This window comes from Streptomyces sp. NPDC002896, from assembly GCF_040295225.1.
Classification (GTDB): domain Bacteria; phylum Actinomycetota; class Actinomycetes; order Streptomycetales; family Streptomycetaceae; genus Streptomyces.
Genome location: NZ_JBEOVA010000058.1, coordinates 1 through 12,517, shown reverse-complemented (window position 1 = coordinate 12,517; position 12,517 = coordinate 1). Strand labels below are relative to the sequence as shown.

11 protein-coding genes and 1 pseudogene are annotated in these 12,517 nt (G+C 68.1%); 5 read left to right on the top strand and 7 right to left on the bottom strand.

Annotated features, from left to right (window positions below):
• Positions 1-664 precede the first annotated feature (664 nt).
• A complete protein-coding gene (locus tag ABT009_RS44800; RefSeq protein ID WP_351308340.1) occupies positions 665-1,513 on the top strand; it encodes a polysaccharide deacetylase family protein in 849 nt (282 codons plus the stop codon).
• 146 nt (positions 1,514-1,659) lie between these two features.
• Entirely contained in the window at positions 1,660-2,160 is a 501-nt protein-coding gene (locus tag ABT009_RS44795; protein ID WP_351308337.1) for a cupin domain-containing protein, read from the top strand.
• 56 nt (positions 2,161-2,216) lie between these two features.
• On the opposite strand, the gene ABT009_RS44790 is transcribed toward ABT009_RS44795, so the two are convergent.
• Complete coding sequence (locus ABT009_RS44790) at positions 2,217-3,143, bottom strand: FCD domain-containing protein (RefSeq protein ID WP_351308334.1); 927 nt, start codon at positions 3,141-3,143, stop codon at positions 2,217-2,219.
• Positions 3,144-4,462: 1,319 nt separating this feature from the next.
• On the opposite strand from ABT009_RS44790, the gene ABT009_RS44780 reads away from it, so the two are divergent.
• The gene (locus ABT009_RS44780; protein WP_351308328.1) at positions 4,463-5,791 is read left to right on the top strand and encodes an MFS transporter; all 1,329 of its coding nucleotides are present in this window, start codon (positions 4,463-4,465) and stop codon (positions 5,789-5,791) included.
• 73 nt (positions 5,792-5,864) lie between these two features.
• Here the strand turns inward: ABT009_RS44780 and ABT009_RS44775 are convergent, their stop codons facing one another.
• Positions 5,865-6,404, bottom strand: coding sequence for a MarR family winged helix-turn-helix transcriptional regulator (locus ABT009_RS44775; protein ID WP_351308325.1), 540 nt, complete (start codon positions 6,402-6,404; stop codon positions 5,865-5,867).
• A 179-nt stretch (positions 6,405-6,583) separates the two neighbouring features.
• On the opposite strand from ABT009_RS44775, the gene ABT009_RS44770 reads away from it, so the two are divergent.
• Both ABT009_RS44770 and ABT009_RS44765 read left to right on the top strand, forming a co-directional pair.
• Positions 6,584-7,144 carry a flavin reductase family protein gene (locus tag ABT009_RS44770; RefSeq protein WP_351308322.1) on the top strand — a complete coding sequence of 187 codons (561 nt, stop codon included), beginning with the start codon at positions 6,584-6,586 and terminating at the stop codon, positions 7,142-7,144.
• Positions 7,141-8,610, top strand: coding sequence for a 4-hydroxyphenylacetate 3-hydroxylase family protein (locus ABT009_RS44765; protein ID WP_351308320.1), 1,470 nt, complete (start codon positions 7,141-7,143; stop codon positions 8,608-8,610). The genes ABT009_RS44770 and ABT009_RS44765 overlap by 4 nt, the downstream gene beginning before the upstream one ends.
• Before the next feature lie 175 nt (positions 8,611-8,785).
• Here ABT009_RS44765 and ABT009_RS44760 read toward each other — a convergent pair whose 3' ends face one another.
• From ABT009_RS44760 to ABT009_RS44740, 5 genes and pseudogenes are all read right to left on the bottom strand, one after another.
• Positions 8,786-9,133: a cupin domain-containing protein gene (locus ABT009_RS44760; RefSeq protein ID WP_351308317.1), complete on the bottom strand. Its 348-nt coding sequence runs from the start codon at positions 9,131-9,133 to the stop codon at positions 8,786-8,788.
• A 30-nt stretch (positions 9,134-9,163) separates the two neighbouring features.
• The gene (locus tag ABT009_RS44755; RefSeq protein ID WP_351308314.1) at positions 9,164-9,865 is read right to left on the bottom strand and encodes a DUF2848 family protein; all 702 of its coding nucleotides are present in this window, start codon (positions 9,863-9,865) and stop codon (positions 9,164-9,166) included.
• A 1-nt stretch (position 9,866) separates the two neighbouring features.
• Positions 9,867-10,694 (bottom strand): carbon-nitrogen family hydrolase, encoded by an 828-nt coding sequence (locus tag ABT009_RS44750; RefSeq protein WP_351308311.1) that lies wholly within the window; start codon positions 10,692-10,694, stop codon positions 9,867-9,869.
• 30 nt (positions 10,695-10,724) lie between these two features.
• On the bottom strand, positions 10,725-11,636 hold the full coding sequence (locus ABT009_RS44745; RefSeq protein ID WP_351308308.1) for an ABC transporter substrate-binding protein: 912 nt from the start codon (positions 11,634-11,636) through the stop codon (positions 10,725-10,727).
• A gap of 391 nt (positions 11,637-12,027) precedes the next feature.
• A pseudogene (locus ABT009_RS44740) lies at positions 12,028-12,420 on the bottom strand (transposase); the annotation flags it as partial.
• Positions 12,421-12,517: the final 97 nt, after the last annotated feature.

The following is a 12,517-nucleotide window of genomic DNA, read 5'->3' as shown; positions in this document are numbered from 1 at the left end:
GCGCGATTCCGTGACGCCGCCGCACATCAGACGGCACGGCGGTTGAGGACACATTGCGAAGCCCTGCAACCTCCAGCCGCCGCAGTACTCCCTGGGATCACTCCAAGGAGAGCGCGGCCCCGGGCCGCCGATTCACGGTGGCGATCCCATTGACGCAGGGAGCGGCGTCACGGTCGCCTGCGATCCGTAGCATCGCCCCTGATCCGGAGGGTCGATGCGCGCTCGGCTTTCAGCGCCATCGCCGCCTACGGGTCGCCAACGATGAAGGATCCGCGAAGCCCACCTGGAGAACCGCGCTCCTCAGCGCGGGCCGCGTCGCCCCATGAACCGCGGTAACTCATGAGCACGTTGACCGATGTCCACGATCACTCCTTAACCGCCGCCCTCCCCTACCGCACTGCTTGCGGACCTCCCGGGGTGGCGTCGTCGCACATAACGAGATCGGCGGCACCCAGGTCAGGCAGACCGCTGAAGAGGGAAGCTACCAATGCGTGCGGCGGCATACAATAGCTCCGATAGCTACCAGCTTGCATGCATGCGTGCTATCGTTCGCACGCAATTGGGTGCTATGCGCAGTCACTGGTCGTTCACACGCTGGACATGCAGCAGCGATCTCCGACGGACTCCAGCACCGGATCGCCCAGCAAGAGGCAAGGAGAACTGCATGTCAGCTGTCTCTACCCGACGGGGCACGCTCTGCCTGACCGTCGACAACCTCGGCATGGCGCTCGCGGTCGGCCGACAGCGTGCGGCCCACCCCGACCCGGACGAGCCCGGACTCCGGTGGGGCGTACCAGCTTTCCTCGAACTGTTCGCCGAACTGCGTCTGCGGTCGACCTTCTTCGTCGAGGGCTGGAACGCCTTGCATCACCCCGACGTGATCGAGCGGATCGCCTCGGCAGGTCACGAGATCGGGCTGCACGGATGGGTACACGAACGCTGGGCGGAGGAGCTCGACGACCGAGCACGTGAACAGCTGTTGTGGGACGGCACGGCAGCCCTGCGACTGGCGGGTTTCGATCCGGTCGCCTTCCGAGCGCCCGGCGGCTACCGGGGCAGTTGCACTCTCGAAGTACTGAGCGACCTCGGGTACCGGATCGACAGCAGCATCGACGCCAAGAGCGGCGCGCCGGGCACCACGCCCGCGATCACCTCGCTGTCGAGTGGACTCGTGTGCATCCCGTGGACCTGGGACATGATCGACTTCTGGCAGTACGAGATGCGACCCGACGGCCCGCGAACGCCCGGCCAGGTCGCCGAAGACTGGATGGAACTCACCGAGGCGGCCGCGGATCGAGGCGGGCTGGTCACGCTGATCATCCATCCATTCGTTACCGGGGTCGACCCGGAGCGCATGGCGGCGATGCGTCGAGTACTGGAGAACGCTATCGAGCACCCGGGGATCGATGTTCTGAGCGCGGGGCAGGTGGCCGAGGCTCACCTGAGCCAGCTGCCCGGAGCCGCGGTCGACATGGAGAGACGAGCGGCGAGCAGCGGCTTCGCCCCGCACTGAGTCGGCACCGCGCGATGACTGGTCCCGGCCTCAGCCCCGGTTCCTCCGCGATCTGCGCTCTCCACGCTGCACGGCCGGACAGCGAACGTGGGCAGCCTGTCCAACTCATGCCGACTGTCGAACGACTTTGACGAGAGGAGACAAGCGTGGCGGAAGATCTGGACAACGCCCGAAGCGGTGTGCAGCCCTCCGGCGCGGAGCATTCACGCGCCGGCTTCGCGGCAGAAGTTGAGGTGGCAGACCGAAACACCCAGCCGGTCATTCTCCGTGTATACAGCGATGCCGCAGGCGAGAGTCATTTCGAGGAGATCCGGATACCAGGCCGGCGTCGGCGTTCCGACGTGTCGACGTCTGTTGCCTGGTGGTCGGAGGAAATAGCGGTGCGCGGCGCGGTCTGGCGACGGGTGGAGGAGGAGGCCCCGACCACGACACCGCACAACGCACCGCAACGCCAACTGATCGTGCCACTGTCCGGCGAGGTCGAGATAGAAGTCAGCACAGGAGAACGGCGGGCGGTACCTCCTGGACAGATCATTCTCGTGGAAGACACCACAGGGAAGGGCCATATCACTCGCGCCCTGGATGACTCGACCAGAGTCACTCTGATGCTCGAACTCGGGGATGAGTACCTCTTCGGCGACGGGTGAATCTCCGTCCCGACAGCCCTGTCGGGGGGACCCCAACCCGTCTCCCGCTCGGCTCGCTACGAGTCGAGTGGGAGCCGGTCGTCGGAGTAGACCATCGCCGCGTAAAGCTGGGACGAAGTGTAGTCGTGGGCTTCCACCGCCGCCTTGACCAGTTCTGGCTCCCCGCTCGCCACTGCATCGACGATGCGCGCGTGGATCGCGAGACGCTCGTACAGGTACTGGCGGAGATTGTGCGTCGGCACAACGCGCTTCAGATGCGATGCGATCGCGTCGAGCAGGCTGAGGTAGAGCGTCCGCAGAACGTCGTTCTGGCAGCAGACCGCGATCTGCCGGTGCAGTTCCCAGTCAGCCCGGAAGAACTCCTCCGGCTCGTCGATCAGCCGCGACATGCTCAAGACGTGCGCTTGGAGGTCGTTCAGGACGGGTGGCGTCATGTGCCGGGCCGCGTCGAGCAGAAGGGGGAGTTCGAGTGCCTCCCGGGTGGCCGCGATGTCTCGAAGGGACGTCGATTCGGACGTCACGGCGAGCACGGTTTCCCCGAACGGCAACAACTGCTCGAGGTTTTCGTTGACCTCTTCTTCGACCTCCGGCCCGTCGAGCACCTTGCGCATCAGGGCGGTCAGCGCGGCCGCTTCTTCGTCGGAAAGGCGCGAGCCGAAGTGTTTCTGCACCGATGAGTGGTGCACCGCCAGCACCCGGAGGAAGACGTCCTGCCCGTGCTCGGTCAGTACGACGTCCAGGTTCCGTCGGTCGTGCTCCGAGGGCCGACGCTCGACCAGACCCTCTTCCTCCATCCTCTTGGCCAGCCTGCTGACGCCGCTCTGGCTGAACCGCGAGCGCTGCAGCAGCTCGTTCTGGGAAAGGGTGCCACCGGCCTCCGTCAGCCTGGTGATCACGGAATACCACTCGAGCGGAATCCCGGCGATCTCATCGAGATCGCGAGAGATATTGCGCACGACCTGCGCGCTGGCATCCCGGACCACCTCCCACGCCCTCAGCCGCGCGCTGTCCAGATCACGTCCCGCCCTACCCTTCCCCGCAAACATATGCGAGAGCATACACTTGACTCGCCTCGACTGACCGTGATCCTGGGCCATAGATGCTTGCAACTTCATACAAAGAGCTATGAGGCTCTTCAGCAGGCGACAACGCGCCTGGGGGCCTGGATGCCCTGGTACACCGGCACGATCCCGCGAGCGGCCGACTGCACCTGGCGGCGGCCGGAGGTCTCGCCCCGGCGTGCATGGAGGCGTGAGCCGAGCTGAGCGGTGAGCAGGACGTGGCGCCCGCGCTGCCGTGCCGCGTGGCGCCTTCGGATGGATGGCCGGTGACAGCTTGCGGGTCGGAGCTGCCGGCACAGCGGCGGTACCCCTGCAGGGTGCCGATGGCCTCGTAAGCGCACTGTCGGTGCTCACCACAGGCCGCTGAGCCGGAAGACGCGCAGCAGTCCTTTCTGCGGTCGGTGGCCGGCATGGACCGCTGCCCGTCTGGAGAGCTCCTCGGGCATCCCACCGGGCCTCGGTCCGGCGACCGGGGCCGAGCAGACCATGGCAGCGGCGTCTGCGGCCGCAGCTGTCACGGCTGAGGTACTGGCGCCTCTCTACGGCTGGCGGTCCTTCGGAGGCGAAGTCCCGCGACGCACCCGCCTCGCCCCCGGTCTATATAGCCGCCAACGCGAACACGGCACGCACCGCGGCTATGTCGGTGTGAGGCTAAGAGCTGTTGGTCAGCAAGACCGACCACCGGTCCTTGGCGGGTCACGGAGGCGACCTACGTTCCGGAGACGTCTGGTCCGCTGACCTCCAGCAGCGTCACCAACTTCAGGGGCCACAAGACCACCACTGACGTGTTCTTCGCTACGGGCGGCGCCGTCAAGGTCACCGACACCAACGGCAAGGTCACCGAGTCCGAGTACGACAGCCTCGGCCGCGTCACCAGTGTCTGGCAGCCCAACCGGTCCAAGGCTCTCGGCAAGACCCGAACTACGGCTACGCGTGCAAGGTCGCCAGCTCGGCCATGTCCTTACGTAATTCCGCAGGTCTCCGTAGGGACACTCGGCTGCGTCTGCCACGGCATGGCTCCTCGTCAGCGGTGGGCGGTGACCGGGCAGCCCGGAGGGCGTCCATTGACACGGCTGGAGGTGCGGTTTTAACCTCACCCCACAATTTCTGGTCCTCAAGTCAAGTACTCAGATAACTGATGTGGTGTCGGGGCGGCGTCGCCCCGCCTTGTCGAGGGCGTCCCGCGCGCCCTTCCCTCCTGCCCTGGAGCTCGTATGCCACCAGCGACGTTCGACCGATGTATGTCCGAGACTCCGATATCCCGCAGATCGGCGGCGATTTCGGCCATCGCCTGCACGGCGGTGGTCTTCGACGGCTTCGACCTGCAGGCCCTCTCCTACACGCTGCCCAAGCTCGTCGCCGAGTGGAACATCTCGTCGGTGCAGGCGGGCTGGCTCGCCTCGTACACGTTCATCGGCCTCTTCGTCGGCGCCGTGCTGCTGGGCGCGGCCAGTGACCGGTGGGGGCGCAAACGCATGCTGGCCGTCGGCGTGGTGATCTTCGCGCTCTGCATGGGGACCGCCGGATTCGCCGACAGCTACTGGCAGTTCGCGGCGCTGCGGTTCTGCGCGGGCATCGGGATGGGCGGTGTGCTGCCGGGTGCGATCACTATCGTGAGCGAGTACATGCCCGCGGCACGGCGGGGCCGCGTGGTCGCGGTCTGCGGCGGGTGCTTCACGTTCGGCTTCGTGGTCGCAGCGGTCCTGGCCATGTTCATCGTGCCCGACCATGGCTGGCGAGCGATGTTCCACCTCTCCTACCTTGCGCTGGCCGTCGCGCTCCTGATCGCCCTCTTCGTTCCGGAGACACCGCAGTACCTTGCCGCGCGCGGGCGGTACGACGCCGCGGTGGCCACGGTCCGCAAGGTGTTCCCCTCGATGCGGGAGGCAGTCGAGTCTTCAAAGCCGGCGGACTTCTTCGCCGTCAACGACAGCGAGGCGGAGCAGGGCCGGTACCGGTCGCTGTGGGGACCCCGGTACCTGCGGGCGACGGTTCTGATCTCGCTGCTCTACCTGTTCCTCCAGTTCGTCGTCTACGCGCTGAACTTCTGGATGGTGACGCTGCTGGTGAACCGCGGCCTGTCACTGGCAACGAGCTATGGCTACGCCATCGAGCAGGCGCTGGCGGCGACGCTCGGCGGCTTCATCATCGGCTGGTTCCTCGACCGCCTGGACCGCCGCGTCGTGCTCGCCGCGGCTTTCGCTGCGGGCGGGGTGTGCCTGGTTCTTTTCGGGCTGACGAGTTCCGTCGCGGCCCTGTACGTCCTCAACGCACTCGCGGGGGCGCTGATCATCGGCGGGCAGAACACCGTGCACATCCTGGTGATGGACGCGTACGGCATCGAGGCGCGGGCGACCGGGCTCGGCTGGGCCCTGGGTATCGGGCGGCTGGGCGCCCTGCTCGGCCCGCTCATCGGCGGCTACCTGCTGGCGCTCGACCTGCCGTTCCCGATGTACTTCGTCGTCTTCGCCGTTCCGGCCGTGCTCGCCTCCGCGACCGCACTGGCACTGCGCTCCGTGCGGGCGCGGCAGCCGCGGCCCCAGGAAGCTATAGCAGCGGCCGGGGTCTGACACCCGGCCCCCGCACGTCCTCCGACGCCCTGTTCGGCGCGCGATGAATGCGCCGAACAGGGCGCGTTTGCTGCTATCCGTTGTCCGTCTCGGCACGGATGGCGCGCGCCACCGCGGAGTTCGGGTCCAGGCCGACGTAGAAGGCGAAGACGGACAGCGCCATGTGCTTCTCGTCGGCGCCGATTTCGTGCTGGAGGAATGCGACGTAGCGGTGGACGTCGTCGTCGATGGCGGCGAGCTTCTCCGCGCCGGCGGAGGTGGCGGTGACGATCGTGACGCGCCGGTCCGTCTCGGAGGCCCCCCGCGTCACGAGCCCCATCTCCTCGAGACGGCGGACCATGCGCGAGGCGAACGCAGCGGCGATGTCGAGGCGGTTTGCGAGGTGGCTGACAGTGATGCCCTCGCCCTTGCCGGATCCGTACACCTGCAGCAGCGCCTGGTGGACGAGCGGTTCTAGACCATGCTCCTTGGCGCGGTCTTCGACGATACGCAGGACGCGCCGCATGACGTACCGGGCTTCGGCGACGTTGCGCACGTAGGACTGGAACTCGCGCTTGCGCCGGCCGTCGCCGAGGTCAGCCCACTCCAGGTAGGCGCGCATGCCGTCGCTCATCAGCCACCGATCCTTGTCCGCCGTCTCAGGCCCGGAACTTAACACACTGGAAACAGGTACTCATATCCAACACCAGAGTGCCAAAAACTGCCCGTTCCCGGGTGCCGAAGCGGATCACTCTTCCGATTTACTTGACTCAAGTACCGTATTGAAGTTAACTATTTCCCGAGGAGGTTTCCATGAGTCTTCAACCAGTCTCCGGCGACGCCGCCGGGTTCAAGGCGGCACTGGGATCGTTCGCCGCGGGAGTCAACGTCATCACCCTGCGGGACGACGAAGGCAGGCCGCTCGGCATGACCGCCACGGCGTTCTCGTCGGTCTCCGCCGATCCGCTGCTCGTGCTCGTCTGCATGAACCGCTCCACCAGGAGCTACGAGCAGGTCGCGGCAACCGGCCGCTTCGGCGTCAACATCCTTGCGGCCGCGGCGCGTGAGGTCTCCGACCACTGCTCGCGCCCCGGCTCCGACAAGTACCTCGCACCCGAGTGGCTCGCCGAGCACTCCGAGTGGCATGCCCCAGCGCTTGCGGGCGCCCTCGCCTACCTCGACTGCGAGACCGAGCGGGACGTCACCGCCGGCACCCACGCGGTCCTCATCGCCCGGGTTCGCGCCATCGGCCTGGACACCGCCGCACCGCTCGAAAAGGAACCGCTGCTGCACTTCCGGGGCGGCTACCGGCAGCTGCAGCGCACCGCACCCCAGCCACGACCGCTGGCAACCTCTGTGAAGGAGTACGCGTGACCCGTTCAGGCAAGGAGTACATCGAGGGACTGCGGGACGGACGCCGCGTCTTCATCGACGGCGAGTTCGTCTCCGACGTCACCTGCCACCCGGCCTTCCAGGGAGCCGTCGAGTCCATAGCCCGGGTCTACGACCTGGCCCACGACCCGGCCAATGCCGACGTGATGACCTATCGGTCGCCGAAGAACGGCGAGCCCGTCAACCGCTCGTTCTTGATCCCCCGCAGCGAGGACGACCTGCGCACCCGCCGCATCGCGCTGCGCAGGTCCGCCGAGGTCACCCTCGGTCTGATGGGCCGCGGTCCCGAGCACGTCGCCGGGTTCCTCGCGGGTTGGGCGGGCCGCCAGGACGTCTTCGCCGCCGGCGGGGATCGGTACGCCGACAACATCGTGCGGTTCTACGAGCACGTCCGCGACAACGACCTCTACTGTTCGTACGCGATCGTGCCCCCGCAGATCGACCGCTCCAAGCCCGCCCACCAACAGGCCGACCCGCACCTGTACGCGGGCGTCAAGGAGGAGCGCGAGGACGGCATCGTCCTGGCGGGCGCCCAGATGCTCGGCACAGGCGCGGCGATCTCCGACTACCTCATCCTGAGCTGCATCGTCCCCCTGCGCCCCGGCGACGAGGACCACGCGATCTCCGTCGCCATCCCGCTCGGCGCCGAGGGCCTCAAGGTCTACTCCCGGCGCGGCTACGCCGAGGCCGCCACAAGCCTGTACGACTACCCGCTCGCCAGCCGCTTCGACGAGACGGACGCCCTGATCGTCCTCGACGACGTCTTCGTGCCCTGGGAGCACGTCTTCGTCTACCGCGACCTGGACATCACCAGCGCCCAGTGGAACCGCACCCCGGCCCACCTTCTCGGCAACAACCAGGCGCAGATCCGCTTCTCCGTCAAGCTGGACCTACTCGCCGGCATGGCCAAGCGGATCGCCGAGATGAACGGCACGGACGCCTTCCCACCCGTGCGCGGCACCCTCGGCGAACTGGCGGCGCACGCCTCCATGGTCTCCGGGCTGGTCTACGCCCAGGAACAGAACTGCGATATCGACGAGCACGGCATCGCCTGGCCCGGCCGGGCCGAGTGCTACACGACGATGACCCTCCAGTCGGAGTTCTACCCCAAGCTGCTCGGCCTCGTGAGGGACCTGTGCGGAGGCGGCGTCATCCAGCTCCCGTCGTCGGCCGCGGACTACGGACACCCGGAGGCCCGCGCCGACCTCGAGCGGTACGTGCAGTCGCCCGGGTGGCCCAGCGAGGAGCGCGTCAAGCTGCTCAAGCTGGTGTGGGACATGGTCGGCTCGGAGTTCGCCAGCCGCCACCAGCAGTACGAGATGTTCTACGCGGGCGCGCCGTTCCTCGTGCGCAGCAGAATGACCCAGATGTACGACTTCGACCGCGCCACCGCCCTGGTCGACCGCGCACTGGCCGGGTACGGGGTGAACGGCCCGCAAGCCGCCTAAAACCGCCACACGCAAGGGGCCGTTCCGCCGCACGACGGCGGACCGGCCCCTTGCGTGTACGTGGGGCAGCCGAGGACGGGCCGACTACGGTACCGAACTCGAAGCCGTGGCACGCGGAAGCGAAAGGCGGGCCCTGCCTTCCCGGCAGGGGCCCGCCTTTCGTGCGGCTTGACCGTCAGGCCCGGTAGCGGACCTCGAAGGTGGTGACGCCCTCCTCCGTCGTCCACGGCCCGTGTTCCATCCCCGGCGGGCGGCAGGCGTAGTCACCTGCGGAGAAGGTCTTGCCGAGACGGGTGTCCGTGAAGGAGCCCTCGATGATGTAGACCTCCTCCCAGAAGTCGTGGACCTGCACGCCGTTGGGCGTGGTGTCGGTGCCGGGCGGCATGTGCAGGATGCGGGTGGCGACGCCGCCGTGGGCGGCGTCAGGGGCGAGGACGCGCTCGACGAGGCTGTCGACGACGCCCGCGCACGGCGTGAACTCGACGGACTTGGCGGGGAAGAACTCATACTCGGGCTTGGCCATCGGGCACGGCTCCTTTCTGGTGGGGACGGATCAGATGGTGGCGGGGACTGCGACGGTGTACGCGTGGCGTATCGCGGTCCCGTCGGAGAGGGTCAGCGAGAGCTCCCAGGAGGAGCCGGCAGTGAACTCGCCTTCGAGGAGCGGCAGCGTTCCGCAGAACATGACCAGACTGCGGTGCTCGTCCGTGGGTGACGCGGCGTCGTGGAGGGCGAGCACCTCGGTCGGGACGCGCAGGGCCTCGAGGGTGCCGCGCTGGTAGGCGGTGCCGTCCACCGAGCACTCGGCGCGTACGGCGTCCCAGTCGAACGCGGCGTTCGCGGGCAGCTCCACGACGGTCGTGGAGAGCGGCTTGGGGCAGGCCGCCTTGGATCCCGCGACGCTCTCGCGCTCCAGGTCACGGTCGGTGTGGTCCGAGCCGACGCCGAGGAACAGCCTGCCGCCGTGGCGTACGAGTACCGGCTCGACCTCGCCCGAGGTGTAGGTTCCCGTGACCGTGAAGTCGGCCTTCTGGGTGGCCAGTTCGGCCTCCATCGGATAGAAGGCGGGCACCGAGTCGGGCGCGGGGACCCCGATCGCGGCGAGCTCGTCGATGTGCTTGCGCACCGATTCCTCGTCGCGTCCGGTGTATCCGGCGACGACCAGGTCGAAGTCGGTCAGGCGGAGTTCCTCGCCGGTGCCGGCCACGGTGAGGACGAGGCCCTCGGCGGCGGGCTGCGGGGGGTTGCTGGTCACGTCAGCTCCTCGGATTGTTGGCAGGGGAATCGGTGCAGAGTTCGGCGTAGGAGGGGAGGCGGTCAGCGAGCACGGGGAACTCCTCACGGACCGACCGGACGATGCCGGGGTCAACGTCGCAGTACGTGATGCCCTCGTCCGCTCCGGCCTCGGCTCGGACCTCGCCCCACGGGTCGACGATGCGGCTGTGGCCGCCGAGCTCCACTCCGCCCTGGCTGCCCACCGCGTTGCAGGCGATGACCAGCACCTGCTCCTCGACGGCGCGCACGGAGGTGAACAGCCGCCAGTGCGCGAGCCGTGCGGCGGGCCAGGCGGCCGGAACGACGACGATCCGCGCCCCGAGGTCCACGATGCGGCGCCACAATTCGGGAAAGCGCAGGTCGTAGCAGGTGGTCGCGGCGATGGGACCGAACGGGGTGTCGGCCGCCGCCAGCCGTTCCCCCGGCCGCAGCAGCTGCGCCTCCTGCGACTTGTACCCGAACACATGGATCTTGCTGTAGTCATGCAGGACGGTGCCGTCGGGGCCGAACAGGACGGCCGTGTTGCGCAGTCCGCCGTCGGGCAGGCGCTCGACGTAGCTTCCGGCGTGCAGGTGGATGCCCAAGTCGCGGGCGAGCGCGCCGAATTCGGTGACGGTGGCGCCGTCGCTCGGCTCGGACTCGTCGGCGTACGCGTCGAACGCGAAGTATCCGGCGGCCCACAGCTCGGGCAGGACGACAAGGTCGGCACCGCCCTGCGCCGCCTCGGCGACCATGGCGGCTGCCCGCTGCCGGCGGTCCTTGGACGGTTCGTCGGGCGGGCTGGCGATCTGGATCAGGGCGATTCTCATGTCTGCTCCTGTCTGCTCTGCATCCGGTGGTCAGCTGTCCCAGACACGGCGGGCCTGCTCCGGGACGACGGCCGCCAGGTCCGGGGCGGACGGCGTAAGGCCGGCCCACTCGGCGAACCGTGCGAGGCCGTTGAGCATCCGCGCATCGAGTGCCTGCTCGTAGTACGGCAGGTCCCGGTCGATCAGCTCGGCGATGAGCTCCGCTTCCATGGCGGGGAAGAGCGCCCGGCCGACCTTGGTGGCGAGGGAGAGGTCGCCCCGGAGTTCGCGCTGCGCGCGCAGCACCGCGCGCGTCGCCGCCGCGGCGGTCTCGGGCTGCTCCTCGGCGAGGCGGCGGGAGGTCATGAGCGCGGGGAAGGTGAACAGCTCGGGTGCGCCGCCGTCGCGGCGCGCGTCGAGGACGACCTTGCCGATGCCCCGGCGCACCGCGACCTCGGTCCCCATGCCGTTGGCCCAGAAGGCGTCGATCCGCCCCTCGGCCAGGGCCTGCGCGGCGGTCACGCCGAAGGAGACGTCGGCGGCGTCCGTGCCGGGCACGGGCGCGATGGTGATCCCGGCCGCGGCGGGGTCCACCCCGGCGTCGGCGAGCAGCCCACGCAGCCCGAGGTCGGGCCCGGGGGCCGCCCCGATGCGGAGCCCCTTGAGCAGTTCGAGACTCTCCTTCGTGGGGAGCGGTTCGAGATCGGTTCTAACGACCAGGAACCAGTACATGTTTCGGGCGAGCGCCCCGAGCAGCCTGGTCTCCCGCCACTCCGGGTCGACGTGGAACGGGGCGTGGGCGGCTCCCGCGAGGAAGTCGATCTCCCCGTCACGCAGGGCCGCCGCGGCGTCCGTGACCGGGAACTTCAGCTCCAGGTCAGTGTCGAGCCCTTCGTCGCGGAAGTAGCCGAGCTCCACTGCGGCGATCGCGGGGAAGTACGAGTTGGACACGAGGTCAGGCACGGCCAGGCGCATAGGCGTCTCCCCTTCAGAGCACTAAAGAACCTGACTAAAGTAACATACTTTAGTGTCTATCCTGGGGGTCGGATGCATGCGCCGTTAGGGGTGGCGGGGTGAGGGTGGTGCAGATCCCCTCCGGTCAGCAGTCGGCGGGATCGACCTCGGTGGCTCGTTGACGCAGGGCCTGTAGCGCGGCGCGACGTTTGGCGATGCGCTGCTCCACCAGCTCCAGTTGGAGCGTTCACGCGGGCGACGAACATGCCGGCAGGACGACTGTCCGGCGATACGGATGGCTAGCACGCCGCGCATCCCGGCTGGAGCGAGCCCAGCCGCATGCGCGTCGCGAATGAAACACCCGCCGCTCGGCAGCCGAGGGCGGGTAGTCTCCGCAGTTGACCTCGCCGGTGGCGACGTCGAACGCGGCGAACAAGGTGGTCAGGCCGTTGCGCACGTAGTCATGGGTACGCCGCTCGGGCATGCCCGGCATTATCGGCAGCACCGGCTGGGACCGGTCCAGCGCCTGGATCTGCGACTTCTCGTCCACCGACAGCACCACCGCACCCTCGGGCGGGTTGAAGTACAGGCCGATGACGTCGTAGACCTTCTCCACGAACAACGGGTCTGTCGACAGCTTGAACGTGTCCGTCAGGTGCGGCTTGAGGTGGAACTTCCTCCAGATCCGGCCGACTGTCGACTTCGACAGACCACTGTGTTCGGCCATCGACTTACGCGACCAGTGGGTGGCGTTCTTCGGGATCTCCTCCAGCGTGGTGACCACGACCGCCTCGGTCGAACCCGGCGTGACGTTCTTTGATCTCTACAACGCGCTGCGCGAAGCCGGTTCCCGGTTGTGGCTTTCGGTGCCGGACCTGGGCTGGGGCAGC

Bases quoted from the DNA above. Each gene is read 5' to 3' on its own strand.
- ABT009_RS44800 (WP_351308340.1), top strand. From the start codon at position 665: ATGTCAGCTGTCTCTACCCGACGGGGCACGCTCTGCCTGACCGTCGAC.
- ABT009_RS44780 (WP_351308328.1), top strand. From the start codon at position 4,463: ATGTCCGAGACTCCGATATCCCGCAGATCGGCGGCGATTTCGGCCATC.
- ABT009_RS44775 (WP_351308325.1), bottom strand. From the start codon at position 6,404: ATGAGCGACGGCATGCGCGCCTACCTGGAGTGGGCTGACCTCGGCGAC.
- ABT009_RS44770 (WP_351308322.1), top strand. From the start codon at position 6,584: ATGAGTCTTCAACCAGTCTCCGGCGACGCCGCCGGGTTCAAGGCGGCA.
- ABT009_RS44760 (WP_351308317.1), bottom strand. From the start codon at position 9,133: ATGGCCAAGCCCGAGTATGAGTTCTTCCCCGCCAAGTCCGTCGAGTTC.
- ABT009_RS44750 (WP_351308311.1), bottom strand. From the start codon at position 10,694: ATGAGAATCGCCCTGATCCAGATCGCCAGCCCGCCCGACGAACCGTCC.